The sequence below is a fragment of the Mycobacterium sp. OAS707 genome (assembly GCF_014873705.1).
Classification (GTDB): Bacteria; Actinomycetota; Actinomycetes; order Mycobacteriales; family Mycobacteriaceae; genus Mycobacterium.
Window position 1 is genome coordinate 614466 of record NZ_JADBDS010000002.1, and the last position, 25270, is coordinate 639735.

The following is a 25270-nucleotide window of genomic DNA, read 5'->3' on the forward strand; positions in this document are numbered from 1 at the left end:
TCCCGCGCGCGGCTCTGCAAAACTCCGGACATGACCGCCGTACGGCGTTTTCTCGCGATCACCGGCGTCCTCGTCACACTGACCGGCTGCGTGCCAGGCGCATTACCGACCGCGACTCCGACCTCGACCACCGACACCGGCAAGGCCGACGCCGTGATGCGGATCGTGCGCGACACCATGGCCGAAAAACATCTCAAGGCCGTCATCGTGCGCGTGACCATCGACGGCAAGGAAGTCGTCACCCAAGCCGTCGGCGAATCGATGACCGGTGTGCCAGCGACGACAGCGATGCATTTCCGCAACGGCGCCGTCGCCATCTCGTACGTCTCCACGTTGCTGCTCAAGCTCGTCGACGAGAAGAAGGTCAGCCTTGACGACAAGCTATCGAAGTGGCTGCCGGAGATACCCAATGCCGACAAGGTCACGCTCGGCCAGCTCGCCCAGATGACGTCGGGCTACGTCGACTACGTCATCGGCAACACCGCGATGAACAACGCCCTGTACGCAAACCCGTTCCGGCGCTGGACCGTCCACGACCTCCTCGGTTATGCCGTCAACCAGCCGCTGCTGTACGCGCCAGGCACCAACTGGAACTACGCGCACACCAACTACGTGCTGCTCGGCATGGCACTCGAGAAGGCCACGGGCCAAGAGATGTCGAAACTGTTGTCGGACAAGGTGCTTCGTCCGCTCGGGCTGACGAACACGGACAACAACCTCACCCCCGAGATTCCGTTGCCCGTGCTGCACGCGTTCAGCTCCGAGCGCCGCGCCTTCCTCAAGATCCCGGCGGGCACACCGTTTTACGAGGAGTCGACGTTCTGGGACCCGTCATGGACCATCACCCACGGCGCCATCCAGACCACCAACATCTACGACATGGAAGCGACGGCGGTGGGCATCGGCTCCGGCCGGCTACTCAACGCCGACTCCTACAAGAAGATGGTGTCGACCGCCCTGCGCGGCAAGACCCACAAACAGGCCGGCTGCACCACTTGCGACGAGATGACCGATGCCTACACCTACGGCCTCGGCATCGTCATCACCGGCAACTGGCTGGTGCAGAACCCGATGTTCGGCGGCTACGGCGCGATCGAGGCGTACTTACCTTCTCAGAAGATCGCAATTGCCGCCGCGGTCACGTTCAACCCCGAAGCGTTCGACGACCAGGGCGACTACGACAACGCCGCTGACCCACTGTTCCGCAAGATCGCCGCCGAGCTTGCCCCCGAGGATGCGCCACCCCTGCCGCCAAAGAAATAATGTCCCCCGTGGCACCCAAGGTCCTGTTTCTGGTCAACGAACACCTCGCGACCGAGGCTCTACTCGGCGACGCGTTCACGGAATCCGGTTTCGACGTCGACACCTTCGAAGTGGTGCCTGCCGAACGCATCGACAGCCCTGCAGGCGACGTGACGTTCCCCGACCCGGCCGGCTACGACGTGATCGTTCCGCTCGGCGCGCGCTGGCCGGTTTACGACGAGGCGTTGCAACGCACGTGGGTGGGCGCCGAAACCCAACTCGTGCGCGACGCCGCCGATGCCGGGGTCGCGTTACTTGGCGTGTGCTTCGGCGGTCAGCTGCTCGCCCAGGCCTTCGGCGGCTCGGTGGCGCGGTCGACCGTGCCGGAAATCGGTTGGTACGACGTCGAAACCGACGACCCGGATCTGGTGCCGGGTGGGCCCTGGTTTCAATGGCATTTCGACCGGTGGACATTGCCGCCGGGTGCCACCGAGATCGCAAGGACGGCGAACTCGTCGCAGGCGTTCGTCCTCGGTCGTGCGCTCGCGCTGCAGTTTCACCCGGAGATCGACGCGAAGCTGCTCGACGTGTGGCTGGCCGACGACCGCGACGGCGAAGTGGTCCAAGCCGGCCTCAGTCACGACGAATTACGTAAGCGCACAACCGAACTCGCCGACGACGTCGGCAACAGAATCCGCGGCCTGGTACGCGGCTTCCTGACACACGTGGCGCGTCAGCCCTGCCCGAGTTCGTGAGCCAGCGCGTCGCTGAGCTTTGATCTCCGGAAGCGGTGGCCCAGCGTCGTCAGCTTCGTCGGCACCACCCGCTGACTGGCCTCGGCCAACTCGCGAGCGCCCTGCTCCCCCAACAACAGTCGCGGTCCCAGCGACGGCACCGGCACCCTCGCCGGGCGGTGCAGCACGCCTGCGAGCACTCTGGTGTAGTCGGCGTTGCGCACCGGTTCCGGTGCGACGGCGTTGACCGGCCCGCTCAACCGAGTGTCGTACAGCGCCCGGTGGTACACATCCAGCAGGTCGTCCAGCCCGATCCACGACAGCCACTGCTGCCCGCTGCCGAGCCGGCCGCCCAACCCCGCCGCGAACAGCGGTCGCATCAGCTTCAACGTGCCACCGCGCGCCGACTGCACGATCCCGGTTCGCACAGTGACCACCCGCAATCCCGCCTCTGCCGCGGGCGTCGTCGCCGCTTCCCAGTCGGACACCACGTCGGCCAGAAAGCCGTCGCCGCGCACGCTTTCCTCGCTCAACAGCGCGTCGCCGCGATCGAACCCGTAGTAGCCGATCGCCGATGCGCTGACGAACGTGGCGGGGCCGCCGTCGGCCGAACCTGCGGCGTCGGCGAGCCTGCGCGTCGGCTCGATGCGACTGTCCCGGATGCCGTCCTTGTGGCGATCGGTGAATCGCCCGGCGATCGACTCGCCGGCCAGGTGCACCACCGCATCGACACTGGACAGCAGATCAGGCGCGGGCTTTTCCGGATTCCATTGTCGCTCAAGGTTATTGCGGGCAGGTCTGCGCACGAGCCGAATGACGCGATGCCCACCCGTGCTGAGAAAGGCCGACAACGCCGAGCCGACAAGACCGGATGCACCGGTGATCGCCACCACCATCGGCGACAGTCCCGCATCGCGATGCGCGGCCAGATCCTGCGCCAGTTGCCGGTGCCGATAGACGAACGTCGAGCGCAGCGCCGCCGCAGGCACCGAGGTGTCGACGCGGTCGCGAACCCGCGTGCCGCCGGCCGCCTCACTGAACTCATGGGTGTGCCGCCACCAGCCGATCACTCGCGCCGGCCAAGACGACAAACCCTGCGAAGACAATTCGTCGACGAACCGGTGCGGCGGATCGAAAGCCGACGGATCGTGCTGCGCCACCCATCGCAACCCACCCGGTAGGCCGAGCACCGCGCGCCCGTCGCCCAGCGATGACGTCTCCGCCACGACGGTCATCGGCTGCCACGGCGGCACCAGCCGGGGCATCGCACCTGGGCGGCTGTGCCAGGCGAATACCTCTGCGAGCGGATGGTCGACGACGCTTTCGTATTCGATGCCCATATAACTGGGTACCCTGAAAAAACCCCCGATGTCGAAAGATCGCGATGAGCGGATGGAGCGGGCTCGCCCGACGAAATGCGCGGCGAACCTTCCGGGACCGCCGAGATGCCGGCCACGTCCTGGCTGAGGAGTTGGCGTCCTATCGGGGCACGGACAACCTCGTCGTGCTGGGCCTGGCCCGCGGAGGTGTGCCGGTCGGGTGGGAGGTCGCATCCTTCTTGCACGCGCCGCTGGACGTTTTCCTGGTGCGCAAGCTCGGTGTGCCGCAATGGGAGGAACTCGCGATGGGCGCCATCGCTACGGGTGGCGGCGTGGTGGTCAACGACAACCTGGTGCGCAGCCTCGGCATCAGCGACGAGCAACTGCAGGCCGCGATCGACCGCGAGACCGAGGAGCTTCATCGGCGCGAGAGCGCCTACCGCGGTGGGCGTGGACCGGTCGACATCGCAGGCAACACAGTGATCCTCGTCGACGACGGCATCGCCACGGGTGCCAGCATGCTTGCCGCCGTGCGCGCCGTGCGGGCAGCCGATCCGGCGCAAGTCGTGGTCGCAGTTCCGGTGGGCCCGGCGTCAGCCTGCCAGCAGCTCGCCGAAGAAGCCGACGACGTGGTGTGTGCGACGATGCCGCCCGGATTTGAAGCCGTCGGCCAGGTGTTCGAGGACTTCCATCAGGTCACCGACGACGAAGTGCGCGAATTGCTTTCGCGCGGCTGAGCCGCGCAATTCAACACTGCCCCAACGGTTTAACGGCTGTTGCTGCCCTCGTCGTGCTGTTCGACGGCGGTCGTCGCTGTGTCGCCGTTGTCGGACTCGTCGTCCTCGGCGACGGGCGCCTCTTCGGGGTAGTCTTCGGCGTATTCGGGTTCGTCGGCGTCCTCGGCGTCGTTGTCATCGGCGGCCTGCTCTGATACCTCGCCCTTGGACCGTTCCCGCAAGGCGTCGATAATCAGCAACACCACCCCGACCACGCTGGCCGCGATGCAGACCCAGGCGATCAGCTCATTGCTGGTGACCACGGCGGTGACCAAGGCCGCGAGGCCGATAACGGCGAGCACAAGAGCAACGATCAGCATTGACCAACCCTAGGTGGTAGTCGCGACGTTTTCGGGGAACCGGAGTACTAGTTGTTGCCCCGGTTGAATTGGTTGAAGCCGCCGCCGTCGTTGTTGGCGCTGGAATCGACCGGCGCGGCCGAACCGCGCTGGCCCAGCTCTTCGAGCTGCGATTCCAGATAGGTCTTGAGCCGGGTGCGGTATTCGCGCTCGAAGGTGCGCAGCTGCTCCAGCCGGCCTTCCAGCACCGTGCGCTGCTGGTTGATGGTGCCCATGATCTCGGAATGCTTGCGCTCGGCGTCGGCCTGCAGGGCGTCGGCCTTCTCCTGGGCCTGGCGCAGCTGCGCCTCGGACCGGGTCTGGGCGTCGGCCAGCATGGCGTCGGCGCGCTGACGGGCCTCGGCAACCGTGGTCTCGGCGGTCTGCCTGGCCTCGCTGACCATCGCGTCGGCCTGGGCACGGGCGTCGGCCAGCATCTTCTCCGACTCGGCTTTGGCGGTTCCGGTCAACCGGTCTGCGGTGTCTTGGGCCAGGCTGAGCACCTTGGCGGCCTTGATGTGGCTTTCCTCGCTGACCGGAGCGGCGGGCTGCGGCGGCGGTGCGTCATAGACGGGCTGCGGCGCAGGCGTTGGCGCCGGTTCCGGCTCGGGCTCGTAAAGCGGGATGGCCGTCGTGGGCTGCGCGCCGCCGCCCGCACGGGCGCTGGCCAACTCCTGGTCCAGCTCCGAAACGCGCTGACGAAGGTCGGCGTTCTCCTCGATGAGGCGGGTCAGCTCGTTCTCTACCAGATCGAGGAAGGCGTCGACCTCGTCCTCGTTGTAGCCGCGCTTGCCGATCGGTGGCTTGCTGAACGCGACGTTGTGGACGTCGGCTGGTGTGAGCGGCATTGTCTGCCCCCTTGAAGTTTCTGGACCGTCAACCGATCTCAAAGTGTAGAGCCTTACTGGAACGTAACTGGCGTCCATCCTGTCACACGCGACCCTGCGGTTGCAGGAGAGGATGAATTTTAAGAGCGAATTTCAATCATGGGACAGAGTTACACAGCCGGCTGCGCCGACGAAATGAGCCCCGGCAAACCCGCGGTACCTGGCGCCGCGATCGCCAAAGACCCGACGGCAGGCCAGTTCTCAGGTGGCGGCGCCGAACGCCAATTGCATGCCGATGAACGCCACCAACAGCAGCACCATGATCGAGAGGTCGAACCGGACCGCGCCTATCGTGAGCTGCGGGATGAGCCGTCGAAGCAATTTCACGGGTGGATCGGTCACGGTCATGATCAGTTCGAGGACGACGACCGTCAGTCCCTTGGGCTGCCAGTCTCTGGAGAACGACCGGATGAACTCGACGACGACCCGCGCGATCAGCAGCAGCCAGAACACGAACAGCGCGAAGCCAAGGATCTCGAAGAAGAGCGCCAACTGAAGCCGACCTCACTACGGGCAGATGTGTGACATTCGATACAGCGCTCGCAGCTGGTCAAATCGCGAAGCGCGACGCCAGCCTACCTGTCGATCGTCACCCTACTGATAGGCGTAGAAACCGGCCTCGGCGATGCGGCGCCGCTCATCGGCGCTGACGTCGACATCGGCGGGAGACAGCAGGAACACCTTGGTGGCGACCTTGTCGAATGAGCCGCGCAGCGCGAACGCCAACCCGGCGGCGAAGTCGACCAGTCGCTTCGCGTCGGCGTTGTCCATCGAGACCAGGTCCATGATCACCGGGGTGCCGTCGCGGAACTTCTCGCCGATGGTCCGGGCCTCGCTGTAGTCCTTCGGGCGCAGCGTGGTGATCTTCGACAGCGGGCTGCCCGCCTCGAACAGCTCGGCCATCCGTCGCGGGTCCATCGCGAGCGCGCCGCGGGTCGAGCCGCGCAGGGCGCTGAACCGTGGTGCCGGGCGCTCGAACTCCCTGGGGGCGCGCAGCCTGGCCTCGAAACGATCCTCGTCGCGGTATCCGCCGCGGTAGCCTGCCGGTTCGTCGTAATCGCGGGCGGCAAGCCGGTCGTCGTAGCCGCGGCCGTAACCCTCGTCGTCAAACCGCTCCTCACGCGGACGGCGGGAGTAGCCGCGCGCTGGGCCGCGGTCGTCGTCTTCGTAGTACTCGTCGTCGTAATCATCCATCGGCGCCATACCGAAGTAGGCCTTGACCTTGTGCAGTGTGCTCATCGGTGGGACCCTTCTGCTTCGCGAAGTCTTGGTGTCTGTGATGAAGATGTGACTAGAGTGACTACTCAGGGTGACGTTAGCGGCCGTTGCCCCATTAGCGCGGTACCGACACGCACACACGTCGAACCGTGTTTGACCGCGCTCTCGAGGTCGCTGGACATGCCCGCCGACAGCCCGAGCGGCTGGTCATAGGACTTCTGCACCCGTTCCTTTTCTTCTTGCAGGCGCAAGAACGCTTCGTCGGGGTCGGCGTTGAGCGGCGGGATCCCCATCAGCCCGACGAACTCCAGCCCGTCCGCGGCCGCGATGGCCGCGCACAGTTCATCCACTGAATCCGGGCGGCCGATGTCGACGCCTCCCCTCGCTTCATCGCCGTCGAGGCTCAGCTGCAGATAAACCCGTAGCGGCGCAGGCCGGCGGCCCTGCTCCAGCGCCTCGCGGGCGGCCCGATCCAGAGCGGCGATCAGCTTGGCGCTGTCGACCGAGTGCGCCGCGTAGGCCCAGTTGGCGATCGAGCGCGCCTTGTTGCGCTGAATCCGCCCGACCATGTGCCAGCGAATGGGCTCCGCGCCCGACACTGCACCGACTTCCGCGCATTTATTCGATGCTTCCTGTTCGCGCGATTCACCGAATTCACGACATCCCAGACGGCGCAATATAAGGACATCGCTAGCCGGAAAGAATTTCGTAATAGGCAGTAATTCAATTTCATTTGGATTGCGATCGGCGGCCTCTGCGGCGCGCGCGAGGCGGGTCCGCAGGGCCGCAAGCGCGTCAGCCAGTTCGCGTTCACGCACGCTCGCCATCGCGGTCATTCCATCCACACCAACGACGCCAGCCGTCCGGTCGGGGCATCGCGACGATGACTGAACAGGTTGTGGTCGGCCACCGTGCAGCGGGGGTCGACGTCGATGGCCGTGATGCCCAAAGCCGTTAGCTGCCTGGCTATTCCGGCGCGCAGGTCGAGGCCGGGGGTGCCGCGCGACGTCGTCGTGCGACTGCCGGGCAGCGCCGCCTCGACCTCCGCGGCCATCGCCTCAGGCACTTCGTAGTTGGCGCCGCTGACCGCCGGGCCCAACAACGCGGAGATGTCGCCGGCGCGCGCACCGGCTTTCAGCATGGCCTCGACCGTCCTGGCGACGACTCCGTTTTGCGCGCCGACGCGGCCCGCGTGAACGGCCGCGACCACGCCAGCGTGCGCGTCACTCATTAAAACTGGAACACAATCTGCGGTAACCACCGCCAAAGCCAATCGTGGCGTGGTAGTGACCAATGCATCGGTATTGTCGACGGCCGCCTCCAGCGGGCCGTCCACCACTACCACGTGATCGCCGTGCACTTGGTTCATCCACACCACGCGGTCGTCGCCGAGCTCGAGCGCGGCGGCGAGCCGCTTTCGGTTGGCGGCCACTGCGGCCGGATCGTCACCGACATGGTCACCGAGGTTGAAGGTGTCGAACGGCGGCGCCGAGACGCCGCCGGCGCGGGTCGTGGTCACGCGACGGATACGAACGCTCACTCGCCCAGTATCCGAGTGCGGATCAGTGACGCATGAAGGGCGGCACGTCGACGTCGTCATCGTCGTCGCCACCGATGCTGACCGTCGAGCCGTTGGTGTGCACCGGAACGCTGGCCGCGTCGGCGGGTTCGAACAGCGGCGTGCGCACCTTTCCGGCCTTGGCCGGCGCGACAGCCGCGGCGTCGGCGCCCACCACGGGTCTGCGGCCGGGGCTGCTGGCTTCGAACCCGGCCGCGATCACCGTCACCCGAACCTCGTCGCCAAGCGAGTCGTCGATGACCGTGCCGAAGATGATGTTGGCCTCGGCGTGCGCGGCCTCCTGCACCAGCGAGGCGGCCTCGTTGATCTCGAACAGACCGAGGTCGCTGCCACCGGCGATCGACATCAGCACGCCCTGGGCGCCTTCCATCGACGCCTCGAGCAGCGGCGAGTTGATCGCGATCTCGGCGGCCTTGAGCGCACGGCCATCGCCTCGCGCCGAGCCGATGCCCATCAACGCCGTGCCCGCGCCGCTCATGATGCCCTTGACGTCGGCGAAGTCGACGTTGATCAGGCCGGGCGTGGTGATCAGGTCGGTAATACCCTGCACACCGTTGAGCAGCACCTCGTCGGCGCTGCGGAACGCGTCCATCAGCGAGACGGCGGCGTCGCCCATCTGCAGCAGCCGGTCGTTGGGAATGACGATGAGCGTGTCGCAGCTCTCGCGCAGCGAGGTGATGCCGTTCTCGGCCTGGTTGCTTCTGCGCTTGCCCTCGAACGAGAACGGCCGGGTCACGACGCCGACCGTCAGCGCACCGAGCTTGCGCGCGATGGTCGCCACGACCGGCGCACCGCCGGTGCCGGTCCCGCCGCCCTCGCCCGCGGTGACGAACACCATGTCGGCGCCACGCAGCAGTTCCTCGATGTCGTCCTTGGCATCCTCCGCGGCCTTGCGCCCGACCTCGGGGTCGGCGCCCGCGCCGAGACCACGGGTGGAATCGCGACCGACGTCGAGCTTGACGTCGGCGTCGCTCATCAACAGCGCTTGCGCGTCGGTGTTGATGGCGATGAACTCGACGCCCTTGAGGCCCTGCTCGATCATCCTGTTGACGGCGTTGACGCCGCCACCGCCGATGCCGACCACCTTGATCACGGCTAGGTAGTTGTGCGGGGGGGTCATCGCTGCACCTTCTTCGCGCAAGCGCTCATCAGCGTCGCCTTTCCTCCCTGGTTGCGATTCTGTGCGCGAAGCCGCTTGGCAAACTCTCAACCTCAACCAGAGGGTTATAGTTATGTCAAGTTGTTTCGCGCAACCAGAACGGTAGGGCGAGGTCGCAGGGTATTGATGCAGGCGCGCCGAACGGCGCGCCGAGAATTTCCGCGCAACTTCGAGCCACCTTCCCGCCCGCAGGCCAGTCTGGCCAGTGGGCAGCCGCATTGGTGGTGACCCGCATTGCGGCAATATCGCAGTTTGCCTTGACAACCAATGACGCACATCGCTGTGATGTACCGAGATAGCTGAATGTCAAGGGGGGTCCATGAACATCCGCATCGCCGGCGTGGCAATGGTCGCAACGGCACTGGTCGCCGCGGGCTGTGGCGACAAGAGCGCGCAAAGCGCAGCGTCGACGTCGAGCACAGCGCCGACATCCTCGGTGGCGCCGACGCCAATGGCCTCCGACGAGGACCAGATCCGCGACGTCCTCACCCAGGAGGGCGCGGCGTTCTCCGAATGGAACTTCGCCAAGGTCGGCGAGCTGACCTGTCCACAGTTCCGCGAGCAGGCCATGTCCACCGACGCCGCGATCCCACCGATGTCGATGTTCCCGGCGTCGGCCGCGGCGTCATTGGGGCCGCAGGCGTTTGCCGAGAAACTCGGCGCGCAATTCGCTGGTGCGTCCAACGATTCGCTGCTGGCGGTGTCGAACGCGGTGATCAACCAGGACGAGCCTGCTTACAAGACCGCGATGCTCGACGTCGTGAAGCAGAGCACGTCGATCAACCTCGTCAAGGTGGACAACATCGTCATCAATGGCGACAAGGCGACCGCGGATGTGCTGCTGACGCAACGGCTTGGCACGCAACCCCCCGACACGAAGACCACCCCGGCAGCGCTGGTCCGGATGGACGGCAAGTGGTTGGACTGCACCCCGCCGGCCCAGCAGTAGCTATTTGACCGTCGGCAGGTCCGGGCTCGAGACGTCATAGGTCTGCCCCGGCTGGGTGAGCAGCGCGGCCAGTTTGAGCGCCTTTTCCTCGGTGCGGTCGGTGGTTCCCCAGACCACCGTGCGGCCGTCGTCGAGGGTCAACGTGATGGCGGCCACGGAGGGCGCGGCGATTCGGCCGACCTGTCCTGCGACCTCGGGGCGCAGCGCGGTCATCACCTGCAGCGCAGCCCTTGTCGGCGGGTCCTTGGGCCCTGGGTTTTCGGCGTCCAGGTATGGCACCCCCGCAGGCGGCGGAGCGGTCGCGAAATCGACGCCGTCCTTGTCGAACAGGTGCGGGCCGTCCGGATAGTCCTTGACCACCACTGGCAGCCGTTCGATCACGGTGACGCGCAGTGTCGAGGGGTACTGACGCTGCACCCTGGCACTGGCCACCCGTCGGATCGCCGCCACCCGCTCGGCGACGGCGTCGGTATCGACCTGCAGCAGCGGCGTTCCCGGCGCAACAGCGGCAGCGGCCGTCACCTCGTCCTGGGTCACCGCGCCGAGCCCGACCACGACGATGTTGCGTGCGGCCATGATCGGCGTGAAGTACAGCAGCAGACCAAGACCGACGAGCACGACGCTGACCAGGGCCGACCACATCAGCACCTTCAGGCCCCGAACCGTCCGGCGGCCAAGCCTTTTCGCGTCTTCCTGGGGTGCGCCCATGACTTTGCGTTTGGCCTCGCGGCGGGCTGTCTCGATCGCCATGGCCCTGGCCTGAGCGGCGCGGCGTTCTTCGCGTTCGCGGCGCGCACGCCGTCGCGGACCCTCGAAATCGGCTGCCGCCGCCGCAGGTGCAGCCTCTTGCGGGGCTTCAGCCGCGTCTTCTCCGTCGGTCGGCGCGGTCGGCTCGGTCGGCTCGGTCATGGGAACGCCTTACCGGGCCCGCCGGGCGCGCTGCGATTGGCCTTGACCCGAAGTGCGGCAAGGATTTCCGGGCCGAGCATCGTCACGTCGCCCGCACCCATGGTCACCACGACGTCGCCGGGACCGGCGGCCTCGGCCACGCGATCGGCCACCGCCGAGAAGTCGGGCACATAGGTGACCGGAACCGTGACGTGGTCGGCGACCATCGCCCCGCTCACACCCGCCATCGGCTGCTCGCGCGCGGCGTAGACGTCGAGCACGAAGACTTCGTCGGCTTTGCTGAGCGCCTGACCGAATTCTGACGCGAAAGTCGCTGTCCGCGAATACAAGTGGGGTTGGAACACGACGATGGACCGACCCTGCGATTCTCTGGCCAACGCGCACACGACCGTCAGGGCGGCGGCGACCTTGGTGGGGTGATGGGCGTAATCGTCGAAAACCCTGACCCCGTCCGCCGTACCGACCAATTCGAACCTGCGGCGCACACCTTCGAAGTCCGCCAGCCCATCGAGCACGACATCCGGTGCTGCGCCGGCCTCCATCGCCGCCAGCAGCGCGGCCAGCGCGTTGAGCGCCATGTGTCGACCGGGCACCGCCAACCGCATGGTGCGCGGGCTGCCCTCTTCAGCCAACTGCACCGTAGCCACCGCACTCGTGCCCTGCTGCTGCCAGTCCAGTAATGCGCCCGCCAGGCCGGGCTGATCACCACTGCCGTAGCGCAACACCCGGATCCCCAGGGCCGCAGTGCGTTCGGCGAGCGCCGCGGCGCCGGGGTCGTCGACGCAGACCACCAGCGCACCACCGGGTTTGATGCGCTCCATGAATGCGTCGAACACGTCGACATAGGCCTGCTCAGTGCCGAAGAAATCGAGATGGTCGGCCTCGATGTTGGTCACCACGGCGATATCGGGCTCGTACTGCACCAGCGATCCGTCGCTCTCGTCGGCCTCGGCGACGAAGTAACCGCCACTACCGTGGTGCGCATTGGTGCCTGCCTCGCCGAGGTCTCCGCCGACCGCGAAGGACGGGTCAAAACCACTGTGCTGCAACGCCACAATGAGCATCGAGGTCGTCGTCGTCTTACCGGCCGTTCCGGTGACCATCAGCGTTTTGTGCCCGGCCATCAACTTGGCCAGTACCACGGGGCGCAGGATCACCGGGATGCCGCGGCGACGCGCCTCGACGAGTTCGGGGTTGGTCTTCGGAATCGCGGCGTGCGTGGTGACGACCGCGGTCGGGCCGCCGGGCAACATATCCAGCGACGACTCGTCGTGCCCGATGCGGATGGCCGCGCCGCGGGCCCGCAGCGCCACCACACCGCGTGATTCCTTCGCATCAGAACCCGAGACCTGGCCGCCGCGGTCGAGCAGGATCCGGGCGATGCCCGACATGCCCGCTCCCCCGATACCGACCATGTGCACCCGCCGCAGTTCGTCAGGGAGCGAATTGGCGTTCACCGCAACCGCTTTCGGCCGCCACGTGCGACTTCCAAGGCTATCTCCGCGACACGCTGTGCGGCGTCCCGGTGGCCTGCGAGCGCGGCGGCAGCCGTCATCGACTGCAGCCTGCCGGGCTCGTTGAGCAGCGCCGGGACCGTGTCGGCGACGAACGACGGGGTCAGGTCGGCATCGTCGACGATGACACCTCCGCCTGCGTTGACGACCGGCAGCGCATTGAGTCGTTGCTCGCCGTTGCCGATCGGAAGCGGAACGTAAACCGCGGGCAGGCCGACATCCGTCACCTCGGCGACCGTCATCGCGCCCGACCGGCAGACGGCCAGGTCGGCGGCGGCGTATGCCAGGTCCATCCGGTCCAGATACGGCACCGCAACGTAGGGAACCCCACCCTCCGCCGGCTCCGGTAAGTCAAGAGTGTTCTTCGGACCGTGGGCGTGAAGCACCGAAATACCCGCTACCGCAAGGTCTTTGGCCGCGCCGGCGACCGCCTGGTTGATCCGTTGCGCGCCCTGCGAACCACCGAACACCAGCAGCACCTTCGCGTCGTCGGCGAAGCCGAAGTGCGCTCGCGCCTCTGCACGCAACGCCATCCGGTCCAGCGAGGTGATCGTGGCCCGCACCGGCACCCCGACGACCTCGACGCGGCGCAGCCCGGGGTCGGACACCGCCGACAGCACGCGTTGCGCCGACCGCGCCCCGACGCGGTTCGCCCAGCCCGCCGTCGCGTTGGCCTCGTGCACGACGACGGGAACACGTCGCCTACGGAGGGCTCCGCCGCGGGCAGCCAGGTATGCCGGCAATGCGACGTACCCGCCGAACCCGATCACCACATCGGCGTCCACGTTGTCGAGCACCGCGCGGGTCTGCCTGACCGCGCGTCGCACCCGCATCGGCAGCCGGACCAGGTCACCCGACGGCTTGCGGGGCAGCGGTACGGGCGTGATCAGCTCGAGGTGGTAGCCGCGTTCGGGCACCAGCCGTGTTTCCAGCCCCCGCTGGGTGCCAAGCGCGGTGATCCGCACATCCGGGTCAAGAGCGGTCAGTGCGTCGGCCACGGCCATCGCGGGTTCGACATGACCCGCGGTGCCGCCACCGGCCAGGACCACGGAAAACCCCCGGTCGCAACGCTCGCCCCCTCGGGGTTCCGAGCCATTCACCCGTAACGCTGACCTTCCAATGTCCGAGCCCGGCGCTGTCGCTGGGCGCCTCCATGATGCCCTGAGCGTCGCACCTGCCGGTCGGCCGGAGGGGGTTTGCGCTTCTTGTCGGCGACCGCCTTGGGCTTGCGCCGCGGTTCCTGCCTGCGGGAGGCGACCGGCTCAGCGCCCGGCCGCGTTCGCAACCGGTCACGCAGCGCCTCGGTGCGGCTGGGCACATACGGCTCCGGCAGCGGCAGCCGCAGCAGCCGGTTGACTTTGTCATCGCGCCCCGCCCGCAGCGCGGCCACCGCCTCGGGTTCGTGGCGAGCCGCGTTTGCCATGATGCCGACGATCAAAAGTGTTGTCGCCGTTGATGTTCCGCCCGCAGAGATGAGGGGCAGCTGCAGACCCGTCACCGGCAGCAGGCCGACGACGTAACCGACGTTGATGAACACCTGACCCATCACCCACAGCGTCGTGGTAGCGGTCAGCAGCCGCAGGAACGGATCGGCCGAGCGGCGCGCGATCCGCATGCCCGTGTAGGCGAACAGCCCGAACAGGCCCAGCAGCCCGACGGCGCCGACGAACCCGAGTTCCTCGCCGATGATCGCGAAGATGAAGTCATTGTGGGCGTTGGGCAGATAGTTCCACTTGGCGGTGCCCTGTCCCAGCCCGTCGCCGAAGATACCGCCGTTGGCCAGCGCAAACTTCGCCTGGCGGGCCTGATAGCCCGAGCCCTGGGTGTCCGCGCCGGGGTTCAGCCAGGACTGCACGCGGTCGGACCGGTAGCCCTCGGAGACCGCGAGCACGGCGGCCGAGACCATGACCGCGATCAGCGAGGACAGGAACACCCGCAGCGGCAGACCCGCGTACCACAGCAGGCCGAGCAGGATGATGCCCAGCGACACCGTCTGCCCGAGGTCGGGCTGGGCGACGATCAACGCGAGCGCGATGACGGCGGCGGGCACGAGTGGGATCAACATTTCGCGCAACGACGCCTGTTCCAGACGCCGGGCCGCGAGCAGGTGCGCGCCCCAGATCGCGAACGCGATCTTGGCCAGTTCGGAGGGCTGCATGGAGAAACCGGCGATCACGAACCAACCGCGGGAACCGTTGGCCTCGTGGCCGATTCCGGGGATCAGCACCAGCACCAACATCACGATCGTGAGCGCGAACGCGCTGAAAGCCATGCTGCGCATCAACTGCACGGGCATCCGCATCGCGATGTAGAACGCGAACAGCCCGATGCAGGTCCACAGCACCTGTCTGCCGAAGATCGCCCACGGCGACCCGTCCTCGTCGTAGGAGTGCACGCCCGACGCCGACAACACCATGGTCAGGCCCAGCGTGATCAGCAGCGCGGTGACGGCGATGATGAGGTGAAACGACGTCATCGGACGGCCCAGCCAGGCACCGAACCTGGTACGCGGGCCGCGGGCCTCGGCGGTCGCTTCGGCGGTCGGTTCGCTGTTGGGCTTGGTCCGCCGGTGCCGCAACCGGGTCAGGATGTTGCTCACGGCAGGCTACCGGGACGGCTGAGACAGCTGGGCCACGGCGGCAGCGAACGCGTCGCCGCGCTGCCCGTAGCCGCTGAACTGGTCGAAGGACGCACCGGCCGGAGCCAGTAACACGGTGTCGCCTGCGCTCGCCAACCCGCGGGCCGCGTCGACGACCGCGGCCATCAGCCGAGTCACATTTGTCCCATGCACCCCAGAATCCTCCCCCGTCACAGGCTCGACGACGGGGACATCCGGGGCGTGTCGCGATAACGCGTCCCGGATCAGGTTCCGGTCCCGGCCGATCAGCACCGCACCGACCAGGCGATTCGCCGCGCCGGCAACCAGTTCGTCTACCGAAGCGCCCTTGAGCAGCCCGCCGGCGATCCAGACCACCCGCGGATACGCGGCGATCGACGCCTGCGCGGCATGGGGATTGGTGGCCTTGGAGTCGTCGACGTACGTGACACCGTCCACCTCGCCGACCACCTCGGCGCGGTGCCTGCCGACCCGAAAGCCGGCCAGGGCATCGGCGATGGCCTGCGGCGGCACGTCGACGGCGCGAGCCAGCGCCGCGGCAGCAAGCGCGTCGAGTACGCCGACCGGCCCGGCCACCGGGATAGCCGCGGCTTCGGCAAGCGGCACGTTCGAGCCGAACGCGTTGTCGACGAGCACGCCGTCGCGCACCCCGAGCTCGCCCGGCCCGGGCTCACCGAGCCGGAAGCCGACGCGCAGCGCCGCCGCGGCCCCCGGCAGCAGAGCGGCCGCGACCGGATCGTCGAGCCCGACGACGGCGACGCGGCCGTCCAGCACCCGCGCCTTGTCGCGCGCATACGCGTCCATCGACCCGTGCCAGTCGAGATGGTCCTCGGCCACGTTGAGCACCACACCTGCTTCCGGCCGCAGCGACGGCGCCCAGTGCAGCTGGAAGCTCGACAGCTCGACGGCCATCAGCTCGGCGGGTTGATCGAGCACATCGAGCACCGGGTCGCCGATGTTGCCGCACAGCAGCGCTCGGCGACCGCCCGCCACGAGCATCGCGTGCAGCATCGACGTCGTGGTGGTCTTGCCGTTGGTGCCCGTCACCACGAGCCAGCGCCGCGGCGGCCCGTAGTGGCCGGAAACGTCCAGCCGCCAAGCCAATTCGACGTCGCCCCAGATCGGCACACCCGCCGCGGCGGCGGCGGCCAGCACCGGCGCGGTGGGCGGCAGGCCCGGACTGGTGACGACGAGGTCGTAGTCGGCGATCCGTTCGGCGGCGTTGGCGGCGTCGATGACCTCGACACCGTTGCGGGCGAACTCCGTCAGCATCGACGGGCTGTCGTCGGTCAGCGTCGCGCGGACACCGAGGGGCGTCAGCGCGGCGAGGATCGCGCGGCCGGTGACGCGGGCACCGGCGACCAGAACGTTGGCTCCCGACAGGTCCATGTCAGGCTCCGACGGTGGTCAGCCACTCGCTGTAGAAGAGCGCAACACCAAGACCGCAGGCGATCGCCGTGAGCAGCCAGAACCGGATGATGACCGTGGTCTCCGCCCAGCCGACGAGTTCGAAGTGGTGATGAAACGGCGCCATCCGGAACACCCGGCGCCCGGTCGTGCGAAACGCCATGATCTGCACCACGACCGAGGTCACCTCGGCGACGAACAGCGCACCGAGCACGACGGCCAGCATCTCGGTGCGGCTGGCCACCGAAAGCCCGGCGATGACGCCGCCCAGCGCCAGCGAGCCGGTGTCGCCCATGAAGATCTTGGCGGGGGCGGCGTTCCACCACAGAAAGCCGATGCAGGCGCCCGCGGTCGCGGCCGCGATGATCGCCAGGTCCAGCGGATCGCGCACGTTGTAGCAGCCGAGGCCCGGGCTGGTGGCGCACGCGTTGCGGAACTGCCAGAACGTGATCAGTACGTAGGCGGCGCACACCATCGCCATCGCACCGGCGGCCAGACCGTCGAGGCCGTCGGTGAAGTTCACCGCGTTCGACCACGCGCTGACGATCACGATGCAGAACAGCACGAAGATGGCCGGCGCGAGGGTGACCGTGGCGATCTCGCGCACATACGACAGTTCGGCGCTGCCTGGCGTCAGCCCGTCCGCGTTGCGGAACTGCAGCGCCAGGAATCCGAACAACACGGCGGCGGCCAGGATGCCGACGGTCTTGGCGGTCTTGTTCAGGCCGAGGTTGCGCGCACGACGGATCTTGATCAGGTCGTCGACGAAACCGACGGTGCCCAGCGCGGTGGCCAGGCCAAGCACCAGCCAGCCCGACGCCGACGGCCCCCTGCCGTCCATCACGATGCCGATCAACTGCGTGCCCAGGTAGCCGGCCCAGATGCCCGCGACGATCGCGACGCCGCCCATCGAGGGCGTACCGCGCTTCTTGTGGTGGCTGGGCGGGCCGTCCTCGCGGATCTCGTGGCCGAAGCCCTGCCTGGTGAACAGCCGGATCAGCACCGGCGTCAGGAGGATCGAGACCGTCAGCGCGATGCCGACCGCGATGAGGATCTGCCTCATCGGCAGGATCCTTGGGAGTCCCCGGCGACCAGTGATTCGGCGAGGGCACCGAGCCCCGCCGCGTTCGAGGCTTTCACCAGCACCACGTCTCCGGCCTGCAGTTCGGCCCGAAGCAATGCCAGCGCGGCGTCGGCATCAGCGACCATGGTGGATTCAGCTCCCCACGATCCCTCCATCACCGCCCCGTGGTGCATGGCGCTCATAGACCTCCCGGTTCCGACGACGACGAGTCGAGACACATCTAATCGCACCGCCAACCGGCCGATGCGGTCATGCTCGGATATCGCGTCGTCTCCGAGTTCGGCCATCTCGCCGAGCACGGCCCAGCTGCGCCGTTTCTCTCCGCCTTCGTTGGCGATGGCGGCCAGCGCCTTCAGCCCGGCAGCCATCGAGTCCGGGTTGGCGTTGTAGGCGTCGTTGATGACGGTGACGCCGTCGTCGCGGGTCGCGACCGCCATGCGGTGTTTGGACACCGGCCCCGCGGCTGCGAGCGCCGCGGCCACCTGCTCGAGGCCGGCCCCGCACTCCAGCGCAACGGCGGCCGCACACAGCGCGTTGGACACCTGGTGGTCGCCGTGTACCGCCAGGGCCACAGCTATCTCTGCGTCCGCGGTGTGCAGCGTGAACCGCGGCCTGGCCAGCCCATCCAAGGTGACGTTCTCCGCCCACACGTCGGCTCCGGCGTTGCGGCTCACCCGCACCACGCGCGCCGACGTCTTCTCGGCCATCGCGGCCACCGCGGTGTCGTCGGCGTTGAGGATCACCACACCGGATGCCGGAACAGCTTGCGGCAGTTCGGCTTTGGTGGCTGCAATGGCCTCGCGTGAGCCGAATTCGCCGAGGTGCGCTGTGCCGACATTGAGCACGACTGCAATCGAAGGGGGCGCGATTTCCGCCAGCGCGGCGATGTTGCCGGGATGGCGCGCCGACATCTCGAGCACCAGGTAGTCGGTGGACTCCGTGGCGCGCAGCACCGTCCACGGGTGGCCGAGTTCGTTGTTGAACGAGCCGGGCGGTGCGACGACCTCCCCGAGCGGGGCGAGCACAGCGGCGAGCAGATCCTTGGTCGAGGTCTTACCCGACGAGCCGGTGACCCCGACGATGGTCAGCCCGCCCTCGACGAGTTCCGCGGCGACCGCGGCCGCCAGCCGCGCCAATGCGGCGAGCACCGCAGCGCCAGAGCCGTCGGTATCGAATTCGAGCACACTGGCGCCCGCGTCCCTGGCGGCCGCCGGTTCCACGACGATCGCAGGCACCCCCACCGGCCGCGCCGCCAACACCGCGACGGCGCCCGCACCGACCGCGGCTGTCGCAAAGTCGTGGCCGTCGGAGCGCGCACCCGGCAACGCCAGGAACAGTCCGCCGGGAGTCACTGCGCGCGAATCGAATTCGACGGTGCCGGTGACGCGCGTCGCCGCCGCATCCTCCGGCGAGATGTCGGCGAGCCGGCCGCCGACTATGTCGGCTATCTGGGCGATCGTCAGATCGATCATGGGCAGCGCCTCTGCGCAACAATGGAGCCGGCGAGTTCCTCGCGGTCGTCGAACGGCCTTTTCTGCCCGTGGCTGGTCTGGCCCGCCTCGTGGCCCTTGCCCGCGATCAGCACCACGTCACCCGGTTTCGCCCAAGCCACCGCGTGGTCGATCGCCTCGCGGCGGTCGCCGATTTCGACGACCTGCGCCTGCCCGCCCTGCGCCCCCGCCATGATCGCGGCCCTGATGGCGGCGGGCTCCTCGTCACGGGGATTGTCGTCGGTGACGACCACCAGATCGGCCAGTTCGGCGGCCACGCGACCCATCGGCTCGCGCTTACCCGGGTCTCGGTTGCCGCCCGCGCCGAACACGACCGCGAGCCTGCCGTCGCTCTGCGCGCGCAACGTCTCCAGCACCGCCCGCAGCGCGCCTGGCTTGTGCGCGTAGTCGACCAATGCGAGAAAACCCTGGCCGCGGTCGATCGGCTCCAGCCGGCCGGGGACCGTCGCGCTGCGAAGTCCGGGCGCCGCCTGCTCCGGCGACACTCCGACGGCATCCAGCAGCGCGACGGCGAGCAGGCAGTTGGCGACGTTGTAGCCACCTGGCAGCCCGATCCGCAGCCCGTGGTGTACGCCCGCCGGGTCAACCGCGAAAAACTCCTGGGCACCGAGATCGACGGTCTCGACGCTTTCCACCCGCCAGTCGGCGTTGCGCCCGGTTGCGCTCACCGTCACGGGACCATCCGCGATGCGCGCCATCGCCTGTCCTGCGTCGTCATCGATACAGATCACCGAAAGGCTTGCGCGCGAAGGTGATTCGGGTTTGAACAGCCGCGCCTTGGCGTCGAAGTAGTCCTGCATCGTCGGATGGAAATCCAGGTGGTCGCGCGACAGATTGGTGAATCCACCGACCGCGAACCGCACACCGTCGACGCGGCCCAGCGTGAGCGCGTGGCTGGACACCTCCATCACCACGGTGTCGACGCCCTGCTCGACCATCACCGCGAGCAAGGCCTGCAGATCGGGTGCCTCAGGAGTGGTCAGCGCGCTGGGCTGGTCACGGCCGTCGATGCGGACGCCGACGGTGCCGATCAGCCCCGCCACCCGCTGCGCCGACCGCAGACCCGCCTCGGCCAGATACGTCGTCGTGGTCTTCCCAGACGTTCCGGTGACGCCGATGACGCGAAGCCGTTCCGACGGATGCCCGTACACGGTGGCCGCGAGGTCGCCCAACACCGAGCGCGGGTCGGCATGGACGAGCACGGGCACGGCGACGTCGCCCATCGCGTCGACGCCAGCGGGGTCGGTGAGCACCGCGACGGCGCCGCGTGTCACCGCGTCGGCGGCGAAGCGCGCGCCGTGTGACGACGCCCCAGGCAGCGCCGCGAACAGGTCGCCGGGCTGCGCATTCTGACCGCGCAACGTCACCCCGGTCACCTGCACATCCGGCACGGCGGCGGCACCGGCCGGGACCGCCTGCACCTGCTCAGCCAGCCCACAAAGCGCGTGGCCGACGGGATGGTTGGGACGCAGGTTCATGGCGTGAACACAGTACCGGCCGGGCAGGCGCCGCCTGCCGGCTCAGGTGGCTTGAAGCGTCAGCGGCGGTCCGGGATCGGGCGACAGCGGCACGTTCTCCCGCTGCAGCAGCCACGCGGCGAGGTTGTGGAACAGCGGCGCCATCGTGGTGCCGTGCTGGCCGTCTGCCGTGCGTTGCGGGTTGTCTGCCATCACACCGATCACGTAGCGCGGATCGTCGGTAGGCACCATGCCCGCGAACGTGATCCAGTAGACGTTGTCGTAGTAGCAGCCGCAGCCCGGGTTGATCTGCTGCGCCGTCCCCGTCTTGCCGGAGATCTGATAGCCCTCGACCGCACCCTGGGAACCGGTGCCCTGCTGCACGCCGGTGGGATCGCGCTGCAGTGTCGCGCGCAGCATCTGCCGGACCGTCTGGGCCGTCTGCGGCGACACCACGCGCACACCGTCGGGCCTCGGCTCGTCCTTGCGGGTGCCGTCGGCGGCAATGGTGGACTTGATGATGCGCGGCGGGATGCGCACACCGTCGTTGGCGATCGCCTGATACATGCCGGTCATCTGGAGCAGGGTCATCGAAAGGCCTTGTCCGATGGGCAGGTTCGCGAATGTGCTGCCTGACCACTGGTCGATGGGAGGTACCAGGCCCGCGCTCTCGCCGGGCAGTCCGACACCGGTGCGCTGGCCGAGCCCGAACTTGTCGAGCATCTCGGCGTAGCGCTGCGGGCCGATCCGCTGCGCGAGCATCAGCGTGCCGACGTTCGACGACTTACCGAAGATGCCGGTGGTCGTGTAGGGCGTGACGCCGTGCTCCCACGCGTCATGCACTGTGACGCCGCCCATCTCGATGTCGCCGGGCACCTGCAGCACCTCGTCGGGATTGGACAGCCCGTACTCGATGACCGAGGCGGCGGTGACGATCTTGTTCACCGAGCCCGGTTCGTACGGCGAGGACACCGACAGGTTGCCGAGGTCACGGTCCTCCTGGCGGCCGATGTCCTGGCTCGGGTCGAACGTGTTGTCGTTCGCCATCGCAAGCACCTCACCGGTTTTCGCATCGAGCACCACGGCCGATACGTTCTTGGCACCGGAGATCTCCTTGGCCTGCTGCACCTGCTGCTGCACGTAGAACTGGATGTCGTCGTCCAGCGTCAACATCACCGTCGAGCCGTCGACCGCGTCGTGGCGGTTGCGATAGCTGCCAGGGATCACCACGCCGTCGGAGCCGCGGTCGTAGGTGACCGAACCGTCGGTGCCCGCCAGTTCGGCGTCGAGCGAATCCTCGAGTCCCAGCAGGCCGTGGCCATCCCAGTCGATACCGCCGACGATGTTGGCCGCCAGCGAGCCGCCCGGGTACTGCCGCAAATCCTGACGCTCGGAACCGACTTCGGGGAACTTGGTGATGATCGCGTCGGCGACGGCCGGGTCGACTGCGCGCGCCAGATAGACGAACGAGTCGTTGCTGGTGAGCTTCTTCAGCACGGTCGGGACGTCGGGTTTGTTGTTGAGCCGCAACGCGATCTCCGCGGCGATGTCGCGCAACCGGCGCTGCGGGTCCGGCGCTTGCGGCGTCTTCGCCTTGGCTTCCTCCAGCTGCTTGCGGATCTTCAGCGGCTGGAAGGTCAGGGCTCGGGCCTCGATGGTGAAGGCCAGCTTGTCGTTGTTGCGGTCGACGATCGCACCGCGCACGGCCTTCTCCACGTCGGTGACCTTGAGCTGACTCGCCGCCTCGGCGCGTAGCCCCGCCGCTTTCGGCACCTGCAGCGTGAACAGCTGCGCGGCAGCGACCAGCAGCACCAGGAAGATGACCGCGTTGCCGGTCCGGTGCCGGAACACGAATGATGCACTGCGCAAACCATTTTCGGTCGCCGGCTGCCTGGTCCGCCGGGCCTTGGCCGAACGTTCCTGGTTCGGTTGCGACTTGCGCGCCTTCGGCCTGCCATGGGCACGGCCGCGATTGTCGGGGCGGCTCATGCGGGTGCGCCGGGAAGTGGCGCGGTCAGGGCGGGGATCGCAGGCGGCGCACCCCCGTCAATCGGCACCGCAGGAGCGGCCAACGCCGGCGGGACGTCGGCGGGGGCGGCGGGTGCTACCGCGGGACCCAGGGCGGGCGGTTGCCCCGTAACGGCGTGCGGCACCTCGACAGCTGGCGGTGCGGCAGGCGGCGCGGCCGCTGTCAACGGCATCGAACGCTCGGTGCCCGGCACCGGAGCAGCAGGCGCCCGCGGCGGCATGCGGACGGTGAGCTCACGCGGATCCACCACCCGAGGCGCGGGTGGGGCGGGCGGCGCGGGCGGGCCCTCCTCGGGCAGCGGCGTGTTCAACGGTGCCGGGGCGGCACCCTGAGCGGGTTTGGGCGTGCCGACAACCACCCAGTTGCCCGAGGCGTCCTGCACGAGGTGCGCGGTGTCCCGCGACGGGATCATCCCGAGATTGCGAGCCGCTTCGGCCAGCGCCGGCGCGGCCTGCGCCTCGAGCACCTGGCGCTCCAACGCTTCCTTCTGTTGCAGCAGCGCCTGATTCGTCTCCCTGGCGTGACTCAGCTCGTACGAGCGCTCGGCCGCGTCGGTGGACAGCCACAGCGTGACACCGAGGCCGAGGCCGAGTGACCCGATCACCAGCACGACGAACGGCACCCTGGCGACCAGCGTGCGCGGGTTGAGTTCGATAGCGGTCAGCTTGACCAGAATGCGTTCCCGCAAGGGGGGACGGACTACCTTGGGCGCCTTGGCCTTTCGCGCTTTCGCCCGCGCCTTGGCCTGGCTGGCGTTCTTCGGCCGGGCAGGCGCGTCGGTGGGCCGTGGGATCGGATTGGTCGCGGGCGCAGACCGCTGCGGACGCTGTTCACGCGCCGGCTTGCGCCTGCGCGGCGGCGCGTCCGCCTGGCGTGCGCTGGTCTTGCGAGTGCGGCGCTTTTCGTCACCACCTCGTACCGGTGCGGCCTTGCGTGCCATCATGGTCAACCCCCCACCTTTTCCAGTGCCCGTAGCCGCACGGGTGCGCTACGCGGATTGAGTTCGATCTCCTCGGCACCCGCCCGTTCCGCGCCGCGGGTCAGCGCGACGAATTCCGGTCCGTGGCCGGGCAATTCAACGGGAAGCCCCGGCGGTGTGCGGGATGCGGTGGCGGCGGCGAACTGATTCTTGACGATGCGGTCTTCCAGCGATTGGTATGCCATCACGACAATCCGCCCGCCAGGCGCCAGTGCCGAAAGCGCCGCAGGGATTGCGGCCCGCAGTGAGTCCAATTCACCATTGACGGCGATGCGCAACGCCTGGAAGGTGCGCTTGGCTGGATGTCCGCCGGTGCGGCGCGCCGGCGCCGGAATCGCCTGGTACAGCAACTCGACCAGCTCGCCGGTGCTCGTGAACGGCCGCTGCGCGCGGCGGCGGACGATGTGCGCGGCGATCCGGCCTGCGAACCGCTCCTCGCCGAACTCGCGCAGCACGCGAGCCAGCGTCTTCTCATCGTAGGTGTTGATGATCTGGGCCGCGGTCAGCTCCGCGTCGGGATCCATCCGCATGTCCAGCGGCGCGTCGGCCGAATAGGAGAAGCCACGTGAGGCGCGGTCCAGTTGCATCGACGACACGCCGAGATCGAAGAGGATACCGTCCACTTTGCTTGTCCAATAACCGGTTTCGTCCAGGACCTGCTCGATGCCGTCATACCGGGTGCGCACCAGCATGACCCGGTCGCCGAACTGCGCCAGCCGCTCGCCTGCTATCCAGAGGGCGTCCGGGTCGCGGTCGAGACCGATGAGTCGCAGGCCCGGCAGCTCAGTGAGGAACCGCTCGGCATGTCCGCCCGCCCCGAGGGTGGCGTCGATAAGGACAGCACCTTCGCCGTCGGCGTGCTGGCGGGTGAGTGCGGGGGTCAGCAGCTCCACACAGCGGTCGAGTAAGACCGGTACGTGTCCATGCTCGCCCGAATTCGCGCCCATCGCAACCTCTTTGATGAAGGCCCCTGCAGCGAGGTCCCTGTCCGAGAGCACGGACCTGGCGTTGGGGAAGTACGCCAGGGCCGGTTCGGGCAGAGGCCACGCTGCACGGGCATGGGCCGCATCAACGGTCCGGTTAGATGATGTCGTGTAGAGCTTCATCGGTGGCCGCGGAGAAGTTTTCTTCGTGGGTCTCCTGGTATGTCTGCCATGCCGCCGAGTCCCAGATCTCCAGGTAGTCAACCGATCCGATCACCACGCAGTCCTTGGAGAGGTTCGCGTAGCGACGATGATCGGCCGACAAGGTGATCCGGCCTTGTGCGTCGGGGTGTTGCTCATCGGTGGCGGCGGCCAGGTTTCGTAGGAACGCCCGCGCTTCCGGATTGCTCCGGGAAGCCTGCGACGCTCGTCGAGCCAGCTTTTCGAACTCTGCGCGCGGGTAGACGGCGAGGCTGTGATCTTGGCTCTTGGTGACCATCAACCCTCCTGCCAGCGCGTCGCGGAACTTGGCGGGCAGCGTGAGCCGCCCCTTGTCGTCGAGCTTTGGCGTGTAGGTGCCCAGAAACATCTGGCCACCTCCCTGCCACCGTCCGAAGCCCCGGTCGCTCCGTTGTCCGC

At 68.0% G+C, this 25270-nt stretch carries 23 protein-coding genes and 1 pseudogene; 4 read left to right on the forward strand and 20 right to left on the reverse strand.

From position 1 onward, the window contains the following. Positions 1-30: 30 nt before the first annotated feature. The gene (locus GGC64_RS13795) at positions 31-1263 is read left to right on the forward strand and encodes a serine hydrolase domain-containing protein (protein ID WP_192723067.1); all 1233 of its coding nucleotides are present in this window, start codon (positions 31-33) and stop codon (positions 1261-1263) included. Further along, positions 1263-1997, forward strand: coding sequence for a type 1 glutamine amidotransferase (locus tag GGC64_RS13800; RefSeq protein ID WP_192723068.1), 735 nt, complete (start codon positions 1263-1265; stop codon positions 1995-1997). The genes GGC64_RS13795 and GGC64_RS13800 overlap by 1 nt, the downstream gene beginning before the upstream one ends. Here the strand turns inward: GGC64_RS13800 and GGC64_RS13805 are convergent. After that, positions 1976-3316, reverse strand: coding sequence for a TIGR01777 family oxidoreductase (locus GGC64_RS13805; protein ID WP_192723069.1), 1341 nt, complete (start codon positions 3314-3316; stop codon positions 1976-1978). The two genes, GGC64_RS13800 and GGC64_RS13805, sit on opposite strands and share 22 nt — an antisense overlap. Positions 3317-3372: 56 nt before the next feature. Between GGC64_RS13805 and GGC64_RS13810 the strand changes: the two are divergent. After that, positions 3373-4032, forward strand: a pseudogene (locus tag GGC64_RS13810) (phosphoribosyltransferase); the annotation flags it as partial. Positions 4033-4061: 29 nt separating this feature from the next. Here the strand turns inward: GGC64_RS13810 and GGC64_RS13815 are convergent. The 7 genes from GGC64_RS13815 to ftsZ form a co-directional block, all read right to left on the reverse strand. After that, entirely contained in the window at positions 4062-4391 is a 330-nt protein-coding gene (locus GGC64_RS13815; protein ID WP_192723071.1) for a DUF308 domain-containing protein, read from the reverse strand. A gap of 47 nt (positions 4392-4438) precedes the next feature. Next, entirely contained in the window at positions 4439-5257 is an 819-nt protein-coding gene (locus tag GGC64_RS13820; protein WP_192723072.1) for a DivIVA domain-containing protein, read from the reverse strand. A gap of 240 nt (positions 5258-5497) precedes the next feature. Beyond that, positions 5498-5788, reverse strand: a complete 291-nt coding sequence (locus tag GGC64_RS13825) for a YggT family protein (RefSeq protein WP_192723073.1) — start codon at positions 5786-5788, stop codon at positions 5498-5500. A 102-nt stretch (positions 5789-5890) separates the two neighbouring features. Continuing rightward, on the reverse strand, positions 5891-6535 hold the full coding sequence (locus tag GGC64_RS13830; RefSeq protein WP_192723074.1) for a cell division protein SepF: 645 nt from the start codon (positions 6533-6535) through the stop codon (positions 5891-5893). A 65-nt stretch (positions 6536-6600) separates the two neighbouring features. Continuing rightward, positions 6601-7341: a YggS family pyridoxal phosphate-dependent enzyme gene (locus GGC64_RS13835; protein WP_192723876.1), complete on the reverse strand. Its 741-nt coding sequence runs from the start codon at positions 7339-7341 to the stop codon at positions 6601-6603. Positions 7342-7346: 5 nt separating this feature from the next. After that, positions 7347-8054, reverse strand: a complete 708-nt coding sequence (gene pgeF, locus GGC64_RS13840) for a peptidoglycan editing factor PgeF (protein WP_192723075.1) — start codon at positions 8052-8054, stop codon at positions 7347-7349. A gap of 22 nt (positions 8055-8076) precedes the next feature. Next, positions 8077-9213 (reverse strand): cell division protein FtsZ, encoded by a 1137-nt coding sequence (gene ftsZ / locus GGC64_RS13845; RefSeq protein ID WP_192723076.1) that lies wholly within the window; start codon positions 9211-9213, stop codon positions 8077-8079. A 358-nt stretch (positions 9214-9571) separates the two neighbouring features. Here ftsZ and GGC64_RS13850 point away from each other — a divergent pair, with 358 nt between their 5' ends. Beyond that, positions 9572-10201: a hypothetical protein gene (locus GGC64_RS13850; protein ID WP_192723077.1), complete on the forward strand. Its 630-nt coding sequence runs from the start codon at positions 9572-9574 to the stop codon at positions 10199-10201. On the opposite strand, the gene GGC64_RS13855 is transcribed toward GGC64_RS13850, so the two are convergent. From GGC64_RS13855 to mraZ, 12 genes are read right to left on the reverse strand one after another with little or no spacing between them, the layout of a single operon-like run. Next, positions 10202-11110, reverse strand: coding sequence for a cell division protein FtsQ/DivIB (locus GGC64_RS13855; protein WP_192723078.1), 909 nt, complete (start codon positions 11108-11110; stop codon positions 10202-10204). After that, the gene (murC, locus tag GGC64_RS13860; protein ID WP_225951907.1) at positions 11107-12525 is read right to left on the reverse strand and encodes a UDP-N-acetylmuramate--L-alanine ligase; all 1419 of its coding nucleotides are present in this window, start codon (positions 12523-12525) and stop codon (positions 11107-11109) included. The genes GGC64_RS13855 and murC overlap by 4 nt, the downstream gene beginning before the upstream one ends. A 38-nt stretch (positions 12526-12563) precedes the next feature. Next, on the reverse strand, positions 12564-13724 hold the full coding sequence (gene murG / locus GGC64_RS13865; RefSeq protein ID WP_192723080.1) for an undecaprenyldiphospho-muramoylpentapeptide beta-N-acetylglucosaminyltransferase: 1161 nt from the start codon (positions 13722-13724) through the stop codon (positions 12564-12566). Then, entirely contained in the window at positions 13721-15223 is a 1503-nt protein-coding gene (gene ftsW, locus GGC64_RS13870; protein WP_192723081.1) for a putative lipid II flippase FtsW, read from the reverse strand. The genes murG and ftsW overlap by 4 nt, the downstream gene beginning before the upstream one ends. A gap of 6 nt (positions 15224-15229) precedes the next feature. Next, positions 15230-16630, reverse strand: a complete 1401-nt coding sequence (gene murD, locus GGC64_RS13875) for a UDP-N-acetylmuramoyl-L-alanine--D-glutamate ligase (protein WP_192723082.1) — start codon at positions 16628-16630, stop codon at positions 15230-15232. Between the two features lies 1 nt (position 16631). After that, the gene (mraY, locus tag GGC64_RS13880; RefSeq protein WP_192723083.1) at positions 16632-17711 is read right to left on the reverse strand and encodes a phospho-N-acetylmuramoyl-pentapeptide-transferase; all 1080 of its coding nucleotides are present in this window, start codon (positions 17709-17711) and stop codon (positions 16632-16634) included. Continuing rightward, the gene (gene murF / locus GGC64_RS13885) at positions 17708-19204 is read right to left on the reverse strand and encodes a UDP-N-acetylmuramoyl-tripeptide--D-alanyl-D-alanine ligase (protein ID WP_192723084.1); all 1497 of its coding nucleotides are present in this window, start codon (positions 19202-19204) and stop codon (positions 17708-17710) included. Before murF ends, mraY begins: the two co-directional genes overlap by 4 nt. Beyond that, the gene (locus GGC64_RS13890) at positions 19201-20721 is read right to left on the reverse strand and encodes a UDP-N-acetylmuramoyl-L-alanyl-D-glutamate--2,6-diaminopimelate ligase (protein WP_192723085.1); all 1521 of its coding nucleotides are present in this window, start codon (positions 20719-20721) and stop codon (positions 19201-19203) included. The genes murF and GGC64_RS13890 overlap by 4 nt, the downstream gene beginning before the upstream one ends. Positions 20722-20763: 42 nt before the next feature. Then, complete coding sequence (locus tag GGC64_RS13895) at positions 20764-22689, reverse strand: penicillin-binding protein 2 (protein ID WP_192723086.1); 1926 nt, start codon at positions 22687-22689, stop codon at positions 20764-20766. After that, on the reverse strand, positions 22686-23672 hold the full coding sequence (locus GGC64_RS13900; RefSeq protein WP_192723087.1) for a hypothetical protein: 987 nt from the start codon (positions 23670-23672) through the stop codon (positions 22686-22688). Before GGC64_RS13900 ends, GGC64_RS13895 begins: the two co-directional genes overlap by 4 nt. Before the next feature lie 2 nt (positions 23673-23674). Beyond that, the gene (rsmH, locus tag GGC64_RS13905; protein WP_192723088.1) at positions 23675-24814 is read right to left on the reverse strand and encodes a 16S rRNA (cytosine(1402)-N(4))-methyltransferase RsmH; all 1140 of its coding nucleotides are present in this window, start codon (positions 24812-24814) and stop codon (positions 23675-23677) included. Continuing rightward, positions 24789-25220, reverse strand: coding sequence for a division/cell wall cluster transcriptional repressor MraZ (gene mraZ / locus GGC64_RS13910; protein ID WP_192723089.1), 432 nt, complete (start codon positions 25218-25220; stop codon positions 24789-24791). Before mraZ ends, rsmH begins: the two co-directional genes overlap by 26 nt. Positions 25221-25270 lie beyond the last annotated feature (50 nt).